This window comes from Amycolatopsis sp. AA4, assembly GCF_002796545.1.
Classification (GTDB): domain Bacteria; phylum Actinomycetota; class Actinomycetes; order Mycobacteriales; family Pseudonocardiaceae; genus Amycolatopsis.
Genome location: NZ_CP024894.1, coordinates 238,355 through 255,336, shown reverse-complemented (window position 1 = coordinate 255,336; position 16,982 = coordinate 238,355). Strand labels below are relative to the sequence as shown.

19 protein-coding genes are annotated in these 16,982 nt (G+C 69.6%); 5 read left to right on the top strand and 14 right to left on the bottom strand.

The features are described from left to right. Positions 1–9 precede the first annotated feature (9 nt). Positions 10–1,146 (top strand): o-succinylbenzoate--CoA ligase, encoded by a 1,137-nt coding sequence (gene menE / locus CU254_RS01270; RefSeq protein WP_009072020.1) that lies wholly within the window; start codon positions 10–12, stop codon positions 1,144–1,146. A gap of 97 nt (positions 1,147–1,243) precedes the next feature. Further along, positions 1,244–2,113 carry a 1,4-dihydroxy-2-naphthoate polyprenyltransferase gene (locus CU254_RS01265; protein WP_037712188.1) on the top strand — a complete coding sequence of 290 codons (870 nt, stop codon included), beginning with the start codon at positions 1,244–1,246 and terminating at the stop codon, positions 2,111–2,113. Between the two features lie 53 nt (positions 2,114–2,166). On the opposite strand, the gene CU254_RS01260 is transcribed toward CU254_RS01265, so the two are convergent. From CU254_RS01260 to CU254_RS01250, 3 genes are read right to left on the bottom strand one after another with little or no spacing between them, the layout of a single operon-like run. Beyond that, on the bottom strand, positions 2,167–3,243 hold the full coding sequence (locus tag CU254_RS01260) for a PLP-dependent cysteine synthase family protein (protein WP_009072016.1): 1,077 nt from the start codon (positions 3,241–3,243) through the stop codon (positions 2,167–2,169). Then, positions 3,240–3,530 (bottom strand): DUF4229 domain-containing protein, encoded by a 291-nt coding sequence (locus CU254_RS01255; protein WP_009072014.1) that lies wholly within the window; start codon positions 3,528–3,530, stop codon positions 3,240–3,242. The genes CU254_RS01260 and CU254_RS01255 overlap by 4 nt, the downstream gene beginning before the upstream one ends. Before the next feature lie 11 nt (positions 3,531–3,541). After that, the gene (locus CU254_RS01250; RefSeq protein WP_009072012.1) at positions 3,542–4,015 is read right to left on the bottom strand and encodes an Lrp/AsnC family transcriptional regulator; all 474 of its coding nucleotides are present in this window, start codon (positions 4,013–4,015) and stop codon (positions 3,542–3,544) included. Between the two features lie 362 nt (positions 4,016–4,377). On the opposite strand from CU254_RS01250, the gene CU254_RS01245 reads away from it, so the two are divergent. Together CU254_RS01245 and CU254_RS01240 are read left to right on the top strand one after the other, a co-directional pair. Continuing rightward, positions 4,378–4,590, top strand: a complete 213-nt coding sequence (locus CU254_RS01245; protein WP_009072010.1) for a BldC family transcriptional regulator — start codon at positions 4,378–4,380, stop codon at positions 4,588–4,590. A 297-nt stretch (positions 4,591–4,887) separates the two neighbouring features. Continuing rightward, complete coding sequence (locus CU254_RS01240) at positions 4,888–5,073, top strand: hypothetical protein (protein WP_009072008.1); 186 nt, start codon at positions 4,888–4,890, stop codon at positions 5,071–5,073. A gap of 141 nt (positions 5,074–5,214) precedes the next feature. Here the strand turns inward: CU254_RS01240 and CU254_RS01235 are convergent, their stop codons facing one another. From CU254_RS01235 to hemL, 7 genes are all read right to left on the bottom strand, one after another. Further along, complete coding sequence (locus CU254_RS01235) at positions 5,215–6,486, bottom strand: MinD/ParA family protein (protein WP_037712186.1); 1,272 nt, start codon at positions 6,484–6,486, stop codon at positions 5,215–5,217. 85 nt (positions 6,487–6,571) lie between these two features. Further along, positions 6,572–7,564, bottom strand: coding sequence for a c-type cytochrome biogenesis protein CcsB (gene ccsB / locus CU254_RS01230; protein WP_009072004.1), 993 nt, complete (start codon positions 7,562–7,564; stop codon positions 6,572–6,574). Positions 7,565–7,567: 3 nt separating this feature from the next. Then, positions 7,568–9,172, bottom strand: a complete 1,605-nt coding sequence (locus CU254_RS01225; protein ID WP_037712184.1) for a cytochrome c biogenesis protein ResB — start codon at positions 9,170–9,172, stop codon at positions 7,568–7,570. Beyond that, positions 9,169–9,942, bottom strand: coding sequence for a cytochrome c biogenesis CcdA family protein (locus CU254_RS01220; protein WP_009072001.1), 774 nt, complete (start codon positions 9,940–9,942; stop codon positions 9,169–9,171). The genes CU254_RS01225 and CU254_RS01220 overlap by 4 nt, the downstream gene beginning before the upstream one ends. A gap of 201 nt (positions 9,943–10,143) precedes the next feature. Next, positions 10,144–10,725, bottom strand: a complete 582-nt coding sequence (locus CU254_RS01215; RefSeq protein ID WP_009071999.1) for a TlpA disulfide reductase family protein — start codon at positions 10,723–10,725, stop codon at positions 10,144–10,146. After that, entirely contained in the window at positions 10,722–11,348 is a 627-nt protein-coding gene (locus CU254_RS01210) for a histidine phosphatase family protein (protein WP_009071997.1), read from the bottom strand. Before CU254_RS01210 ends, CU254_RS01215 begins: the two co-directional genes overlap by 4 nt. Beyond that, on the bottom strand, positions 11,345–12,649 hold the full coding sequence (gene hemL / locus CU254_RS01205; RefSeq protein ID WP_009071995.1) for a glutamate-1-semialdehyde 2,1-aminomutase: 1,305 nt from the start codon (positions 12,647–12,649) through the stop codon (positions 11,345–11,347). The genes CU254_RS01210 and hemL overlap by 4 nt, the downstream gene beginning before the upstream one ends. A gap of 103 nt (positions 12,650–12,752) precedes the next feature. Between hemL and CU254_RS01200 the strand changes: the two genes are divergently transcribed. Further along, a complete protein-coding gene (locus CU254_RS01200; protein WP_009071993.1) occupies positions 12,753–13,265 on the top strand; it encodes a TspO/MBR family protein in 513 nt (170 codons plus the stop codon). Here the strand turns inward: CU254_RS01200 and CU254_RS01195 are convergent. From CU254_RS01195 to CU254_RS01180, 4 genes are read right to left on the bottom strand one after another with little or no spacing between them, the layout of a single operon-like run. Continuing rightward, positions 13,262–13,780 (bottom strand): DUF5666 domain-containing protein, encoded by a 519-nt coding sequence (locus tag CU254_RS01195; protein ID WP_009071992.1) that lies wholly within the window; start codon positions 13,778–13,780, stop codon positions 13,262–13,264. The two genes, CU254_RS01200 and CU254_RS01195, sit on opposite strands and share 4 nt — an antisense overlap. Before the next feature lie 7 nt (positions 13,781–13,787). Continuing rightward, positions 13,788–14,990, bottom strand: a complete 1,203-nt coding sequence (locus CU254_RS01190) for an ABC transporter permease (RefSeq protein WP_009071990.1) — start codon at positions 14,988–14,990, stop codon at positions 13,788–13,790. After that, positions 14,987–15,685 carry an ABC transporter ATP-binding protein gene (locus tag CU254_RS01185; RefSeq protein WP_009071988.1) on the bottom strand — a complete coding sequence of 233 codons (699 nt, stop codon included), beginning with the start codon at positions 15,683–15,685 and terminating at the stop codon, positions 14,987–14,989. Before CU254_RS01185 ends, CU254_RS01190 begins: the two co-directional genes overlap by 4 nt. Continuing rightward, complete coding sequence (locus CU254_RS01180; protein WP_009071986.1) at positions 15,682–16,932, bottom strand: efflux RND transporter periplasmic adaptor subunit; 1,251 nt, start codon at positions 16,930–16,932, stop codon at positions 15,682–15,684. The genes CU254_RS01185 and CU254_RS01180 overlap by 4 nt, the downstream gene beginning before the upstream one ends. Positions 16,933–16,982 lie beyond the last annotated feature (50 nt).

Genomic DNA, 16,982 nt, shown 5'->3' with positions numbered 1-16,982 from the left:
TCGTCCCTCGTGCACGTGGTGTGGCTCGACGGCAGCGCCGACGCGCTGAACGCCCTCGACGCGGCCCTCGCGGCCGCCCTCGACGGCGGTCCGGCGGTGCTTCCGCTGAACTCCGCAGACCCGTCGGCCCCCGCGCTGCTCGAAGCGATGGCCCCCTCGCAGCCCGTCGAGCCGGATACCGCCGTGGTGATCGCCACGTCCGGGTCCACCGGGGCGCCGAAGGGCGTGCTGCTGTCGCCGCGGGCGCTGACCGCGTCCGCGACGGCCACGCACGCCCGGCTCGGCGGCCCCGGACACTGGCTGCTCGCCACGCCCGCGCACTACATCGGCGGTCTGCAGGTCCTGATCCGGGCGCGGCTGGCCGGCACGAAACCGGCGTTCCTGACCGGCACCGGCTTCCGTCCGGACGAGTTCGCCGCCGCGGCCGCACCCGTGCTGGCGGAGAACGGCCCGCGCTACACCGCGCTCGTGCCGACCCAGTTAGTCCGGCTCCTCGACGACGGCGGCGCTGGCCTAGCCGCCGCGAAGGCGTTCGACGGCATCATCCTGGGCGCTGCCGCCACCTCCCCGAAGCTGCGCGCGCAAGCGGCCGAGGAAGGCGTGCGGATCGTCCCCTCGTACGGGATGAGCGAGACCGCCAGCGGCTGCGTCTACGACGGCGTCCCGCTCGACGGCGTCCGCGTGGAGCCCGACGCAGACGAGCGCCTGTGGATCTCCGGCCCGGTCCTCTCGCACGGCTACCGTCTCGCTCCGGAACTGACCGCGGAGTCGTTCCGCGACGGCTCTTTCCGCACCTCCGACCGCGGCCGCCTGCTGCCGGACGGCCGCGTCGAGGTGCTCGGACGCGCGGACGACGTCATCAACACCGGCGGGGTCAAGGTGTCCGCCGCCGCGATCGAACGCCTCCTCGGCGCGCAGCCCGGGGTGCGGGACGCGTGCGTCGTCGGACTTCCGGATCCACAGTGGGGCGAGGCGGTGGTCGCGATGGTGGTGGCCTCCGCGGACGAGGCCACGCTGCGCGCCGCCGTCCGGGCGGAGTTGGGGGCCGCTGCTACGCCGAAACGCATCGAGTTCACCGACGAGTTGCCCCTGCGCGGGCCCGGAAAGATCGACCGCCAGGCAGTGCGGTCCCGGCTCGTTCCGTGAAGGACTCCTTGAGGGAATCTGATTCCCTCAAGGAGTCCTTCACGGCTTGCGGCCGGTCACCGAACGGGTGAAGATCGCATGGCGTTGAATGGACCCCATGGCGACAGTCAGTGAGTGGATCGAAGGCGCTCGGCCGAGGACGCTGCCGAACGCGATCGCGCCGGTCGTGGCGGGCGTCGGGGCGGCGATCGCGCTCGACGCGTTCTCCTGGTGGCGTTCGCTGCTCGCCTTGCTGGTCGCGCTGTCGCTGATCATCGGCGTGAACTTCGCCAACGACTACTCCGACGGCATCCGCGGCACCGACGAACACCGCGTCGGCCCGCTGCGTCTCGTCGGCTCCGGCGCGGCGAACCCGAAGGCCGTGCTCCGCGCCGCCCTCGCCTCCCTCGGCCTCGCCGGAGTGCTGGGCCTGACGCTCGTCGCACTGAGCGGTTACTGGTGGCTGCTCGCGATGGGCGCGCTGTGCATCCTCGGCGCGTGGTTCTACACCGGCGGCAAAAAGCCTTACGGCTACTACGGTTTGGGCGAACTGGCGGTCTTCGTGTTCTTCGGCCTGGCCGGGGTCCTCGGCACGGTCTACGTACAGGCCGGTCGCGTCAGCTGGGACGCTCTCGGCTGCGCAGTGGCCGTCGGCTCGTTCTCGATGGCGGTGCTGGTCGCGAACAACCTGCGCGACATCCCCACCGACATCGAGTCCGGCAAGCGCACCCTCGCGACCCGCATGGGCGACGGCGGCACGCGAAAGCTGTACCTGACCCTCGTGACGGTGCCGTACGCGCTCACCGTGCTGATGGGCATCTGGCACCCGCTGCTGTTCATCACCTTCGTGACCGCACCGCTGCTGCTGAAGCCGATCAAGGCCGTCGGCGGGGGCGGCAAGGGCCGGGAGCTGATCCCGGCCCTCCGCGACACCGGCATGGCGATGCTGGCGTGGGCGGTGCTGAGCGCCGTCGCCCTGGCGCTCTAGCGGCCGACCGCGATCGCCTGCCCCTCCACGAACTCCGCTGGGCTACCAGGAAGCTAGGCGTCGAACCGGCCGGTGAGCAGGAACTCGTCGAACCGCGCGCGGTACGGCGCGAGGTCGATCCCCTGCTCGGCGAGCCATTCGTCGGAGTAGTACGTGTTCGCGTACCGCTCGCCGCCGTCGCACAGCAGCGTCACCACCGAACCCGCCTGGCCTTCCGCCAGCATCCGCGAGATCAGCTGGAACGCGCCGTACAGGTTGGTCCCGGTCGAGCCGCCCGCCCAGTGCCCGGTCCGTTCGCGCAGCAAACGGATCGCGGCCAGGGAACCGGCGTCGGGCACCTGGAACATCTCGTCGATCACGCCGGGCACGAAGGACGGTTCGCAGCGCGGCCGTCCGATGCCTTCGATCCGCGACGGCATTCCGGTCGCGTAGTCCAGCGCGCCGGTTTCCCACGCGCCGTAGAACGACGAGTTTTCCGGGTCCACCACGCAGATCTTCGTGGTGTGCCGCTTGTACCGGACGTAGCGGCCGAACGTCGCGCTCGTCCCGCCGGTGCCCGCGCCGACGACGATCCACGACGGCACCGGATGGCGTTCGGCGCGCATCTGCGCGAACACCGATTCGGCGATGTTGTTGTTGCCGCGCCAGTCCGTCGCGCGCTCGGCGTAGGTGAACTGGTCGAGGTAATGCCCGTTGCACTCGGCGGCCAGCCGCTCGGCCTCCGGGTACATCGCCGGGGCCGCGTCGACGTAGTGGCATTCGCCGCCGTAGAACTCGATGAGCGCGATCTTTTCCTTGCTCGTCCGCCGCGGCACGACGGTCACGAACCGCAGGCCGAGCATCCGCGCGAAGTACGCCTCGGACACCGCCGTCGAGCCGCTGGACGCCTCGACCAGCACGGTGTCCGGGCCGATGTGGCCGTTGACCAGGCCGTACAGGATCAGCGAGCGGGCGAGCCGGTGCTTGAGCGAGCCGGTCGGATGCACCGACTCGTCCTTCAGGTAAAGGTCGATGCCCCATTCCGGCGGCAGCGGGAAGACGTGCAGGTGAGTGTCGGCGCTGCGGTTGGCGTCGGCCTCGATGATCCGGACTGCTTCGCGGACCCAGGCGCGGCTGTGCGGTTTGCTCATGCCGCGGAATCGTCGGCCGAGGTCTCGCCGCGCAGCTGCGACCGCAGCTGGGCACGAGCACGCGCGCGGGATTCGTTGCGCTTGGCCAGGCCGGCGGTCACGCGCTGGTTCAGGCCGCGCAGGAGCAGGAGGCCGAGCGGAAGGCCGACGACGAGCCCGATCAGCAAAGCGACCAGCAGCGGCACGCCGACCAGCGAAAGCACGACCGCGACCACCGCGACGAGCGCGAACCGCGCGATCAAGTACACCGTCAGGTCACGGGGAAGATTGTCCGGTGTCTCGCTCACACCGAAACAGGCTACGCCCCGCTCGCCGGGTCTTCGTCCAGGCCCGCGTTGTTGGGGCGGCCCTCGAAGCGGGTGGAGAGCACCACCGTCGTGTTGGTGCGGCCGACGCCCGGGATGCGGCGCAGCCTGCCGAGCGTGAGTTCCAGCTCGTCGACCGTCGAAACCCGCACCTTTACTACGAAGGCCTCGTCGCCCGCGACCGCGTAACAGCTCTCCACCTCGGGAAGCTCGCCGAGCGAAGCGGCGACGTCCTCGTCGGTGGCGGTGTCGGTGGGGTGGATGCCGACCAGCGCGGTGACGCCGAGCCCGACCGTGTTCGGGTCGACCATCGCGTGGTACCCGGTGATCACGCCCGCCGCCTCGAGCTTCCCGACGCGTTCGTGCACCGACGACGCGGAGAGCCCCACCGTCCGGCCGAGGTCGGCGTAGGTAGCCCGGCCGTTGGCCCGCAGCTCGGCGATGATCTTCCGGTCCAGCTGATCCACCGGCTCATTATGCGGCGCGTCCGCGCGACCGGCTCATCCCGGTAGGCCCCGGATTGTCTCCTGCGTCACAGCAACCTCGGCGCCGGACGCCGCCCAGACTCGGCCTTTGCTTGGTCTTTACCCGAATCTCGCTGCATCCGGTCGGAAAATGCCTGGTCAGCGGGGCGCGGACGGGCTCTGAGCGATCCTGAGAATCTGCTGAGTTATGTCCCTTTTGCACTTTAAGGGCTCTTTACCCAAGGACAACCGTTCGAGTACCCGACGGGTGAAGTGCCACGATTGCCGCGTTGGCCACCCGGGCGCGACGGGCGAAATCGCCCGATGCCCCCGGTATAGCAAGTTGGGCGTTAAGGAGGCGGAAAATGACCGCAACCATGGGCGGACGGTTGCTCACCCCGGGTGAGGTGGCCGCTCTGTTCCGGGTGGACCCGAAGACCGTGACCCGCTGGGCCACCGCGGGCCGGATCGGCTCGATCCGGACGCCGGGCGGACACCGCAGGTTCCGCGAGTCCGAGGTGAACGACCTTCTGGCCGAACTCACCACGGACGCGAGCGAACCGACCCGCAAGATCTGATCCGCGGGTCTCGAATACGCCGAAGGGTCGTGACTGGCAAGGGGTGCCTCCCGCATCGCTTGCCGGTCACGACCCTTCGCCGCGTCCGGGCCAAATCCCGTAAAGTGCTCCGTGAGGACGCCGCACGACCACGCTGCGAGATCGCGCTCCGCGACCACGCCGCGAGATCGCGCCGGTTTCTGGACTGAGCGATTCTACCGGCCCCAGGGCGGGCGAATCGGGAGGGAAGAAACCGGCTCCCCGGCGATCTCGCCGCGACGACGGAGTCGGCGCCATCAACACGGAAGGACCCCGGGCATGATTCCTTTGCTCGCAGCGGTGGGCGCGATCACCATCGCCGTTCTGTTGTGGCGGGCGCTGGGGGCACAGCGGATCAGCGTCCCGCAGCGTCGCCCGGCCGTCGCTCCTGACGACGATCCCGAATTCCTGCGCAAGCTCGCCGAACAGCAGCGCAATCGCCGCCCGGACGACACCGAGTCCTGAGACCCGAGGCTCGCCACCGGCGCCGCAACCACCACCCGAGATCGCGCCGGTTTCTGGACTGAGCGATTCGACCGGCCCCCAGGCCGGGCGAATCGGGAGGGAAGAAACCGGCTTCTCGGCGCCGCGGCGGAGCCGGGGCAATCAAGCCCTGCCGTTGAACCCGTCCGCCACGGTCGCGGCCAGTTCCAGCAGCGCTAGCCGAGTGTCCCCGCCAAGGCGCTCCAGCTCGATCTCCGCGCCCTCTTCCAGGTGCGCGTCGAACGGGATCCGGCACACCGAACGCACCTTCGCGCCGAAGTGCGCGGCCAGCTTGTCCAGGTCGACCGAGCTGCCCTTCGGGCGCACCGAGTTGATCACCACGACCGAGCGTTTCACCAGGTCGCCGTAGCCGTGTGCCTCGAGCCAGTCCAGCGTCGCCGAGGCGCTGCGGGCTCCGTCGACCGAACCGGAGGACACGACCACCAGCGAGTCGGCGACGTCGAGGACGCCCTTCATCGCCGAGTGCATCAAACCGGTGCCGCAGTCGGTGAGCACGATGTTGTAGAAGTGCTCCAGCAGGTTCACCGTGCGCCGGTAGTCGTTCTCGGAGAACGCCTCCGACACCGCCGGATCCTGTTCGCTGGCCAGGATTTCCAAGCGGCTCGACCCCTGCGACGTGTACGACCGGACGTCGCTGTAGCGCGTGATCTTGTCCGCGTCCCGCAGCAGGTGCCGCACGGTCGCGGTGGTCTCGATGGCGATCTTCTGCGACAGCGTCCCGCGGTCCGGGTTCGCGTCCACCGCCACCACGCGGTCGCCGCGCAGGGACGCGAAGGTCGCGCCGAGCGTGGTCGTGGTCGTGGTCTTGCCGACGCCGCCCTTGAGGCTCAGCATCGCGATCTTGTAGCACCCGCGCAGCGGCTGGTTGACCCGCGCGATCAGCTCGCGCCGACGCGTGTCCGCGGGGCTCTCCCCCGGGTTGATCAGCTTGCCGCTGCCCAGGTACACCGCCTTGCGCCAGCCGGACTGCGGCGTGCGCTTCTGCTGCTTCACCAGGTGCGCGGTGGCCAGCTCGTCCGCGCTGGACGCGGGCTGCGGCAGCCCCTGGGCCGCGGCCGGAGCGCCCGGCACGCCCGGCGGAGGCACGGGCTGCTGGTACCCGGGCGGCGCGGCGTGCTGCGGCTGGTGCGGCTGCGCGGGCGGCTGCAACGGCGGCAGGTTCTGGTCGTAGTGCGGCTGGTAGCCGCCTGGCTGCGGCAGCGGCTGGTACGCCCCCGGCGGCGGCGGGTCGACGACCTGCGTCGGCTGCGCGTCGTACGGCCCGGTGCCGGGGTGCGGCGTCGAGTCGGTGCGTTCCTCGGAGAACATGGCAGCCGGTTCCTGGGCCTGCTCGGACTGCTGTTCGCCGGCAGTCTCTTCACTGGGTCCGGTCACCGTTGCCAACCTCCCGGGTACGTCGAAGGGCCCCTGCCGACGACGGTAGTCGCCCGAGGCCCAGTCCGGGCGGTGGACCCCCGGCTCAGCCCACTCCGGCGTAGGAATGCAGTCCGGCGGTCACCAGGTTGACGAAGAACAGGTTGAAGATCGTCACCGAGAACCCGACGATGTTGATCACCGCGGCCCGCGTCCCGCGCCAGCCCGCGGTGGCCCGCGAGTGCAGGTACGCCGCGTAAACGACCCACGCGATGAACGCGACGGTCTCCTTCGGGTCCCAGCCCCAGAACCGGCCCCACGCCGCCTCGGCCCACACCGCGCCGCACAGCACGCCGAAGGTGAAGATCGGGAACGCCACGATCGTGGCCCGGTAGGCGATGCGGTCGAGCACGTCGGCGGCGGGCAGCTTCGGGCCGAAGCCGGCGAACTTGGCCGGGTTGCGGTCGTGCGCGGTGCGGAAGAGGTACAGCACGCTCGCCACGCCCGGCACCAGGAACACGCCGGAACCGATGATCGCGGCGGACACGTGGATCACGAGCCAGTACGACTGCAGCGCGGGCACGACCGGCGCGGCCACCGTGTACAGCATCGTGCCGTTGATGAACATGAGGATCACGACGGGCAGCAGCAGGAAGCCGGTGAGGTGGCGGACCGGGAACTTCTTGATCACCACGAGCCACGCGACGACGGTGATGAAGGTGACCGCCATGCCGTACTCGTACATGTTGCCCCACGGCGCGCGGTGCACCGCGAGTCCGCGCAGCACGATCGCCGACAGCTGCAGCAGGGCTCCCAGCACGAGCAGCGCCGCGCCCATCCGGCCGATCCGCTCCGCGCGGCCGACCGCACGCGGTGCTTCGGGCTCGACCGGAGCGTCGCCATCTTCGATGCTGGCGTCGTTGGCGTCGGGTCCGCCCGCGCCGACCAGCACGCGCTGGCGGCTGCGCTCGGCGGCGAGCCGGCCCTTGGCCCCGAACGCCTGCTCGAAGAGCGTGAACAGCAGCGCCAGCACGTAAATCGCCACTGTCGTCGTGTACAGCAGGTCGCTGTACTGCGAGAGACTCTCGTTGATTTCCATGCCTCAGCTGCCCTTCCGGCCCGTGACCAGCCGTTCGCTGATCCGCTGGAATTCCTCGCCGTATCCGGCTTGATCCGTGCGCGCGAGCCCCGCCACCTCGATCACGGTACTCGCGCCCCCGTCCTTGCCCGGCCGCACCCGCACCCAGACGCGACGCCGCTTGACCAGCAACGACGCCCCGAGTCCGGCGAACATCACGATCGCGAAGCCGAGCACGTAACCCTGCGTCGGATCGTGCGAGATCTGCAGGTTGACCCATTTGTTGACGCCGTCGAACCGCACCTTCGTGCCGTCGTCGAGCGTCAGTTCCTGGCCGACCGCGAGGTTCTTGCGGGCGACCCGCTTGAGCCTGCCGTCCTGGACGCGGGACTGGTCGACCGAGAACACCGACTGGCCGCGGCCCGCGTCGAGACCGAGGTCGCCGCGCAGCACGTCGACCGCGACCATCGGGTTGTTCAGCTGCGGCGCGGTCGAGGTGAGCACGCCGCCGTGGATGAACGACGACGGCGCGAAGAGGCCGGTGATCGCGAGCTGCTTCGTGCGCCGCTGGATCTCGTCGGTGACGCCGGGCTGGTCGAACTTCGTCGCGCCCTCGGACAGCATCGTCGCCGGGTTGCTGAACATCCACTGGGTGTTCTGGGTGCGCTTCTCGCCGTTCGGGAAGGTCACCGTGAACTGCGGCGAATAACCGTTGCCCAGCAGGTAAACCCGGTCGCCGACGGTGCGCAGCGGCTCGTTGACCTCGAGGTCGTACGGCTTCCACGTGCCGGTCTGCAGGTCCGCGCCGGACTGGTACTCGATGTGCGAGTGGTAGTAGTCGGCCTGGTTCGTGGCGGTGTAGCGGGCGGTGAAGTCGTTGACCTTCACGCAGAACGGGTCGAGGTCGGTGCCGTCGACCCGCAGGCCCGCCTCGAACGAGTCGTAGTTGTAGATGCCCGAATTGCAGAACTGGCCGCCGTTGGCCTGCACGATGACCTGGCCCTCGTAGCTGTAGAGCTTGCCGAGGGCGAAGAAGACGATCAGACCGAGCATGCCGAAGTGGAAGAGCAGGTTGCCGGTCTCGCGCAGGTAGCCGCGTTCGGCCGAGACGCTGAATCCGCCGCCTTCTTCCTCGCGCTCGATGCGCCGCCAGCCGGACAGCTGCTTGCGCACGTCCTCGCGGATCGTCTCCGGCGTACGCGCGGTGCGGGCGATCCGGTGGTGCGGCATGCGCGCGAGGTTGCGCGGCGTCAGCACCGGCTTCGCCCGCATCTGCTTGAGGTACTCGAAGCTGCGCGGCGTGAGACAGCCGATCAGCGAGATCATCAGCAGGATGTAGATCGCGGAGAACCAGACGCTGGAGTAGACGTCGTAGAACTCCAGCTTGTCGAGCAGCGAACCCCACCAGCCGTGCGCGCTGATGTACTCGTCGACCTTCGGCGCGTTCAGCCGCCGCTGCGGCAGCAGCGCGCCGGGCAGCGCGGCGAGCGCCAGCAGGAACAGCAGCACCAGCGCGGTGCGCATGGACGTCAGGCCGCGCCAGGTGTTGCGCAGGAAAGCCAGGAACTGCTTGGCCGCGGACGGCCGGTACGGCTGAGGGTTCTTCGGGGGCGCTTCGGTAGTGGTCACAACGGCAGCTCGAGATCGGAGGCGACGGAGTTGCGGAGCCAGCCCATGACGTCTCCCCAGAGCCCGGTGACCAGCAGGAGGCCGACCACCATCAGCAGCGCCCCGCCGAAAATCTGCACGCGGCGGCCGTTGCGGCGGAGCCAGTCGGTGGCGCGCACGGCCCAGCGGGTGCCGAGCGCGATCAGCAGGAACGGGACGCCGAGACCGAGGCAGTAGACGAGCACCAGCACGTACCCGCGGACCGCGGCCCCGCCGGTGGCGCTGGCGAGGCTGGTGACGGCCGAGAGCGTCGGCCCGATGCACGGTGTCCAGCCGAGTCCGAAGACCGCGCCGAGCACCGGAGCGCCCCACAGCCCGCCGCCGGGCACGTGGTGCGAGCGGACCTCGCGCTGCAGCCCGGGAATCCAGCCGAGGAAGACCAGGCTCATGAGGATGGTGAGGATGCCGCCGACGCGCTGCAGCAGATCCTGGTTGACCAGCAAGGTGTTCGCGAGCCAGACCAGCGTGCCCATGGTCGCGACGAACACCACGGTGAACCCGAGCACGAACAGCCCCGCCGCGCCGAGCACGGCGTAGCGGCCCTTCTTGCGTTCCTCGCCGTCGCGCACCGCCGGGGCGTCTGCGCCGACGAGAGCCGCGAGGTAGGCGAGGTACCCGGGCACGAGCGGCACGACGCACGGCGACGCGAACGAGATGGCCCCGGCCACCAGCGCGACACCCGCGGCGAGCAGCAGCGGCCCGGAGAGCGCCAGCTCGGACACGGAGTTCACGCACTTGAGAGTAGGCAGTGAGCTGGACGTGAGGCGGGCGGGTCCCGCTCACAGGACCTACGCCACAGCGGGGCCGGGACCTAGGTCCCGCCGCTGTGGACGCGCGGGGCAGCTGGGCGGTCCGTGAGGGGAACCCTGAGGGACTCAGAGTCCGTGAAGGTGGCCCTCACGGACTCGGCAGCGGGGCGAAGCGCGGCCAGGCTACTTCTCCGCGCTGAGCCGCTGCACCACCGGAACCAGGTCGGAAGCCAGCACCTGCCGCAGGAACACCGCCGCCACGCGATGCTGCTTGTCCAGCACCAGCGTCGACGGGATGATGTTGCGCGGGTATCCGGCCAGCTGCAGCAGCACGCGTCCGGACGGGTCCCAGATCGACGGGTAGGTCAGGCCGCGGTCGCGCACGAAGTCCTGGGCCACCTGGCGGGCCGGGTCGCGGACGTCGAGCCCGATCACCTGGGCGCCGAGCGGGGCGATCTGCTTGCTCGCCGTCTCCAGCTCGGGAGCTTCGGCGCGGCACGGGCCGCACCACTGGCCCCACAGGTTGATCACCAGCGCCTTGCCCGGGAAGTCCTCGATCGAGAGCTGTTTGCCCTCGTGCATCAGGTCGTCGCCGGCCAGCGTCGGAGCCTTCTGGCGCTCGTTCACCGGATACGTGATGTCGACCTTGCCGCCGGGCGAGACGAAGGTGAAGGTGCCGCCCGAGACGACCGCGTCCTTGCCGGTCGAGCAGCCCGTCACGACCAGCGCGGCGGCCGTCAGCACCCCGAGCAGCCGCCGTTTCATGCGCCGGTCACCTTGGGGTCGGTGGTGCCCGCGGGTTCGCTGTAGACGATCTCCAGCAGCTCTTCGCCGTCGAACACGAGACTGGTGAGCGACGCCAGCGAGCACTGTCGCTGCCGCGGGTCGTGCCACAGCCGCTTCGCTTCGAGGAACCGGCGAAGCGTCCAGATCGGCAGCTGGTGCGAGACGCACAGCGCTTCGCGTCCTTCGGCCTTTACGCGCGCACGGTGGACCGCGCCGAGCATGCGGTGCGCGATCTCGACGTACGGCTCGCCCCACGACGGCTTGAACGGGTTCACCAGGTGCGGCCACGCTTTCGGCTGCCGCAGCGCACCGTCGCCCACGGCCACGCGCTGGCCCTCGAAGACGTTCGCCGCTTCGATGAGACCTTCGTCCGTAGCGATGTCGAGACGGTGCGCGCCCGCGATAGGCGCCGCGGTCTCTTGCGCGCGCTGAAGCGGCGAAGCGACGACGTACGCGAGGTCGTGCCCAGCCACCGCTTCGGCGACGGTGAGCGCCTGACGCTGCCCGCGCTCCGACAGCCGGAAGTTCGGCAGCCGCCCGTAGAGGATCTTCTCCGGGTTGTGGACTTCACCGTGCCGCAGCATGTGCACAACGGTGGTCATGGGCGAACCGCCTCAGCCGCCGCGCGCGCTGCTGCGGGCAACGCGGCTTCGATGACGGCGAACGCTTCGTCGTCCATCGCCGCGTTCACGAACCACGCTTCGTACGCGCTCGGCGGCGGGTAGACGCCCGCTTCGAGCAGCGCGTGGAAGAACGCCGGGAAGCGCCACGTCTCGGTGGCCTGCGCGTCCGCGTAGTTGCGTACGGGCTTGTCGGTGAAGAAAACGCTCACCAGGTTGCCCGCGAACTGCACAGTGTGCGTGACACCTGCTTCGCTGAGCGCCTTGTCGAAAAGCCCGCCGAGACGCTTCGCGTTGGCGTCGAGCTTCGCGTACACAGCGTCGTCGGCTTCGCGCAGCGCGGTAAGCCCCGCGGCGACCGCCACCGGGTTACCGGACAGCGTGCCCGCCTGGTAGACGGGACCGCCGGGCGCGAGCTTCGCCATGATGTCCGCGCGCCCGCCGAACGCCGCGGCGGGCAGCCCGCCGGACATCACCTTGCCGAACGTGTACAGGTCTCCAGCCACGCCTTCGAGGCCGAACCAGCCGGATCGCGAAACGCGGAAGCCGGTCATCACCTCGTCCATGATCAGCAGCGCGCCGTTTTCGTGCGCGAGGTCCCGCAGCGCGGCGTTGAAGCCGGGATCCGGCGGCACCGCACCCATGTTGCCCGCAGCCGCTTCGGTGATCACCGCGGCGATCTGGCCCTCGTTCTCCGCGAAAGACTTCCGGAGCGCGTCAAGATCGTTGTACGGCAAGACAATCGTGTCCGCGGCCTGCGCGCCGGTGACGCCCGGCGAAGTCGGCAGGCCGAGCGTCGCGACCCCGGAACCGGCTTCGGCGAGCAGCGCGTCGACGTGGCCGTGGTAGCAGCCGGCGAACTTGACGATTTTGGCGCGACCGGTGAATCCGCGAGCCAGCCGGATGGCGCTCATCGTCGCTTCGGTGCCGGAGTTGACCAGCCGGACCTGCTCGACCGGACCGACCCGGCCGATGATCTCCTCGGCCAGTTCGACCTCGCCGATCGTCGGCGTGCCGAAGGAAAGCCCGTGCTCGGCGGCCGCGCGGGCGGCGGCCACGACCTTGGGATGCGCGTGCCCGAGGATCATCGGGCCCCACGAGGAGACCAGGTCGACGTAGCGGTTGCCGTCGGCGTCCCACAGATACGGGCCCTCGCCGCGGACCATGAACCGCGGCGTGCCGCCGACCGAGTTGAAGGCGCGCACCGGCGAGTTCACCCCGCCCGGAACGGCTGCCTTGGCGCGTGCGAACCATGCTTTGGACTGCTCGGTGCCAGTGCTCACCGTCCCAGTCTTGCAAATCCTCCGTTCGGGTGTCGGCGGCGCCCAAGCTGCCACCCGTTTGCCACCCGGCACATCGGCCGCGCCGCTCCTAAGATGGGCGCGCATGGACGGGGCGAGCCATGGAGGAAACGTGACGGCGCCCACACATCGGCGGAATCCGTGGCTGATGCTCGCGGTGTTCGTCGGGCTGGTCGGCGTCATCGCGCTGGTCGGAGCGCTGGCCGCGACGACCGCGCCGGATGCCTACAGCCGGTACGTGCTGCCCGAGTGGGCCCCGCCCTCGTCCCTGTTCAGTCCGGTGTGGACGGTCCTGTACCTCGTGCTCGCCGTCGCCGGCTGGACTTATTGGCGCACCGACGGCGAGAACCAGGGCTTCGCCGCGTACGGCATCGGCCTGCTGTTCAACCTGATGTGGATCTCGCTGTTCTTCGCGGGCGGCTCCACGCAGGTCGCGTGCGTGGACATCGTGCTGCTCGATTTCACCGTCATCGTCACGATCGCGCTCTTCTACCGCCGGTCCCGCGTCGCCGCGCTGCTGCTCGTGCCGTATCTGGCGTGGCTGCTCTACACGACCGCGCTGAACGTCGCGATCATCGCGCTCAACGACGTGCCCTAACGGCCCGGCTGCGCCACGATCGCCTGCGCGGCCACCGAACCGTCCGATCCGGTGCGGCCCTGGACGGTCACCGTCTGTCCCGGTTTGAGGTCGCTGAGCTTGCCCGGCTGGGTCACGCCGACCGTCGTACTGTCCGAAGTGGACACGGTGACTTCGCTGCCCTGCACGGTCTTCAGCGTGACCGTGCTGCCGTCCACCTTCTCCACGGTCCCGACCGTCCCGCGGCCGCCCGCCGTTCGGCCGCCGAATCCCGGTTGTCCGTCCGGGGAAGCAGAACGGGCGTTGGAAGTACTGCTCGACGGGCCGAACGCCGCGTGCGTCCACGCGCCGCCGGCGAACGCGAGCGCCAGCACGAGCAGCCCGGCGAGCACGAGCGTCGGCTTGCCGAACGGCCGCGCGACCTGCTTCAGCTCGGCGGTGAGATCGCCCTGGACGGCGGGTTCGGCGATGAGCTCTTCCGGACGGGCGGGCTCCTCCGGCGGGGTCGGAATGGGCTGGGTGGTCGACGCGGACATGACGCTCCTACTCGTGCCGGAGGGCGTCGATCGGCCGCAGCCGCGAAGCCCGGTTCGCCGGGAAACTGCCGAAGAAAAGCCCGATCAGCGCGGACACCGCGAACGCGAGCGCGATCGACGACGGCACCACGACCGGCTGGATGCCCGCGACGGCGAACCGGCTGCCGACCACGCCGATCAGCACGCCGAGCAGTCCGCCGAACAGGCTCAGCATGGTCGCCTCGGCGAGGAACTGGCCGAGGATCGCCGAGCGCGGCGCGCCGATCGCCTTGCGGATGCCGATTTCGCGGATCCGCTCGGTGACCGTGACGAGCATGATGTTCGTGACGCCGATCCCGCCGACCAGCAGCGAGATCGCCGCGACCGCGCCGAGCAGCACGGTGAACGTCTGGATCGCCGACGTGCGGGTCTGCAGCAGCTGCGCGGAGTTCTGGATCTGGAAGTCCGGATTGGCCGAGGCCGGAATGCCGTGCCGGGCGTCGAGGATCGCGGTGACCTCGGCTTGGGCGAGCCCGATCGAATCGGCGTTGGCCGCCTGCACGGCGATCTGGTTCAGCCCGCCGTAGCCGGCGAGCGAGTTCTGCACCGCGCTGATCGGGGCGATCGCGACGTCGTCGGCGTTCTGCAGCCCGGTGCTGCCCTTCGTCTGCAGCACGCCGATCACGGTGAACTGGATGCTGTTGATCAGCACGTTCTTGCCGACCGGTTCGCTCGCGCCGAAGATCGACTGGGCGGTCGTCGGCCCGAGCACCACGACCTTGCGCGCCTGCGTCACGTCCTCGGCGCTGAACAGCTGACCGTCGGCGATCTGGCGGTTCGTGGTGGTGAAGTAGCTGGGTTCGGTGCCCACGACGCTCGACACGTCGTAGGAGGTCTGCCCGTACGTCGCGGTCCCGCTGGTGTTCACCACCGGAGCCGCCGCCTTGACGTCCGGCGCGCCCACCGGGTCGACCAGCGCGTGCGCGTCCTGCACGGTGAGCGGCCGGACCTGGCTGGTCTGCCCGCCACCGCGGAGCGGCGTCACGTTGACCACGTCGGTGCCGAGCCCCTGGATGCTCGCGGTGATCGCCGCCGAAGCCCCGTTTCCCACTGCCACCAACAAGATCACCGATGCGACGCCGATGGTGATGCCGAGCGTGGTGAGCACCGAACGCAGTTTGTTCGAGGCGAGTCCGCGCACCGCGAACCGCATGATCTCGACGAAGTTCACGCGACCACCCCGGTGCGCGCCTCGTCGGACACGATCCGCCCGTCGCTGACCCGCACGACACGGTGCGCGTGCTGTGCGACCTCGTCCTCGTGCGTGATCACCACGACCGTGCGGCCGAGTGCGTTGAGCCGGTCGAAGACGCCGAGGACGTCGACAGTGCTTGCGTGGTCGAGGTTTCCGGTCGGTTCGTCGGCGAGCAGCAACGCCGGTCCGCCCACGAGTGCCCGCGCTACCGCGACGCGCTGCTGCTGTCCGCCGGACAGTTCGTTCGGCAGGTGCTTGGCCCGATCGGTCAGCCCGACCATCTCCAGCGCGGCCAGCGCGCGCCGGCGGCGCTCCCCGCGCTTGAGTCCGCTGTAGACCAGCGGCAATTCCACATTGGACAACGCGCTGGTGCGGGGCACGAGGTTGAACGACTGGAAAATGAAGCCGATCTTTCGGTTGCGCAGCAAGGCAAGCTGACGTTCATTGAGATCGGCGACCGAGAATCCGTCCAGCAGGTACCGGCCGGAGGTCGGCGTGTCGAGGCAGCCGAGCATGTTCAGCAGGGTCGATTTCCCGGAGCCGGACGCGCCCATGATCGCCACGTACTCGCCCGGCCACACCTGCAGGTCGACCCCGCGCAGCGCGTGCACCGCCGTTTCCCCGCTGCCGTAGGTCTTGCGCAGTCCGGAGACCGCGATCACCGGCTTCATCCCCGGCCCCCGCCGCCGATGCCGCCCTGGCGTCCGCCGCCGAATCCGCCTTGCTGGCCGCCGAACCCGCCCAGACCGCCGGTGCCGCCGGACCGCTGCTGCCCGTTGGATCCGCTCGACGTCGTCGGCGACGCGGCGGTGAGCACCACGCTGTCGCCTTCGTTGAGCCCGGACTTGATCTCCACAGTGGACTCTCCGCGCACGCCGACCTCGACCTGCCGCGAAACCTGCTGTCCGTTCTGCTCCACGGTGACCACGTTCGTCGTTCCGCTGGTTCGGACGGCCGCGGCCGGAACGCTCAGCACGCCATCGGCTTCCGCGACCGTGATGACGACGCTCGCCGACTGTCCGGGACGCAGTCCCGTCGGCGGATTCGTCAACGCCAGCTTCGCGCCGTAACTGACGACATTGCTGCTCGTGGTCGGCGTGAGGTCAATGCTGGAAACGGTCGCCTGCAACGGTTGATCCGGCGTCGCGTTCAGCGTGACCGTGGCTTTCTGACCGGTTTTGACCTTGCTCACGTCAATTTCCGCCACCGAGGTATTGACGACGAGACTGCCCATGTCGGTGATGTCGATAAAGCCCGTGCTGCTACTGCTGCTGGACGACGACTGCTGTCCGGACTGACCGCCGGAACCGGATCCGGAATTGGCCGAGGACGCGCCCGCCGAACTGTTGCTGGAACCGCTGCCCGTTTGCTGCCCGACTGTCCCGTTAATCGCGGTAACCGTGCCTGCGCCCGGCGCGGTCAACGTGGTCGCGGCGAGCGCCGTTTCCGCGTTGTCGACGTCCAGCTGCGCTTGATCCACTTTGGCCTGGAGCGACGCGGTGCTGCTCTGCGCCTGGGCCGCGGTCTGGTTCGCGGGCGGGTTGTCCTCCGCCGTCGTCAGGTTGTCCTCGGCGACCGCGAGGTTGGCCTTCGCGACCTGAAGTTGTTTGCTGGCCTGGGAAGAGTCGATCGTGGCGAGCTTCTGCCCGGCGCTCACGACGTCGCCGACCTTCACGTCGATGCTCGTAACCTTGCCGGACGTCGTGAAGTTCGCGACGCCGGTGTACGTGCTCGCGATCGTGCCCGCCGCCGAAACGGTCTGGGAAACGTTCGCGCGCCGGACCGGCGTCGTGCGGGTTTGCGCCTGCGCGGTGGAACTGCTCGGGGAAAAGGCCTGATAAATCCCGAAAGCCGCGCCGCCGAGCAGCACGACAAGGACTCCGTTGATCACCCAGGTTCGTGTGCGCAGCCGCGTCATGGGCGCAAGACTGCGGGGCCTGGTTAGCAGTCAGCTGTTGGTTCCCTGTG

Coding starts and splice junctions, on each gene's coding strand:
- CU254_RS01260 (WP_009072016.1), bottom strand. CDS start 3,243: ATGAGCAAACCGCACAGCCGCGCCTGGGTCCGCGAAGCAGTCCGGATC.
- CU254_RS01200 (WP_009071993.1), top strand. CDS start 12,753: ATGGACGGGGCGAGCCATGGAGGAAACGTGACGGCGCCCACACATCGG.
- CU254_RS01180 (WP_009071986.1), bottom strand. CDS start 16,932: ATGACGCGGCTGCGCACACGAACCTGGGTGATCAACGGAGTCCTTGTC.
- CU254_RS01210 (WP_009071997.1), bottom strand. CDS start 11,348: ATGACCACCGTTGTGCACATGCTGCGGCACGGTGAAGTCCACAACCCG.
- CU254_RS01265 (WP_037712188.1), top strand. CDS start 1,244: ATGGCGACAGTCAGTGAGTGGATCGAAGGCGCTCGGCCGAGGACGCTG.
- CU254_RS01240 (WP_009072008.1), top strand. CDS start 4,888: ATGATTCCTTTGCTCGCAGCGGTGGGCGCGATCACCATCGCCGTTCTG.
- CU254_RS01185 (WP_009071988.1), bottom strand. CDS start 15,685: ATGAAGCCGGTGATCGCGGTCTCCGGACTGCGCAAGACCTACGGCAGC.
- CU254_RS01245 (WP_009072010.1), top strand. CDS start 4,378: ATGACCGCAACCATGGGCGGACGGTTGCTCACCCCGGGTGAGGTGGCC.
- ccsB (WP_009072004.1), bottom strand. CDS start 7,564: ATGGAAATCAACGAGAGTCTCTCGCAGTACAGCGACCTGCTGTACACG.
- CU254_RS01195 (WP_009071992.1), bottom strand. CDS start 13,780: ATGTCCGCGTCGACCACCCAGCCCATTCCGACCCCGCCGGAGGAGCCC.
- CU254_RS01215 (WP_009071999.1), bottom strand. CDS start 10,725: ATGAAACGGCGGCTGCTCGGGGTGCTGACGGCCGCCGCGCTGGTCGTG.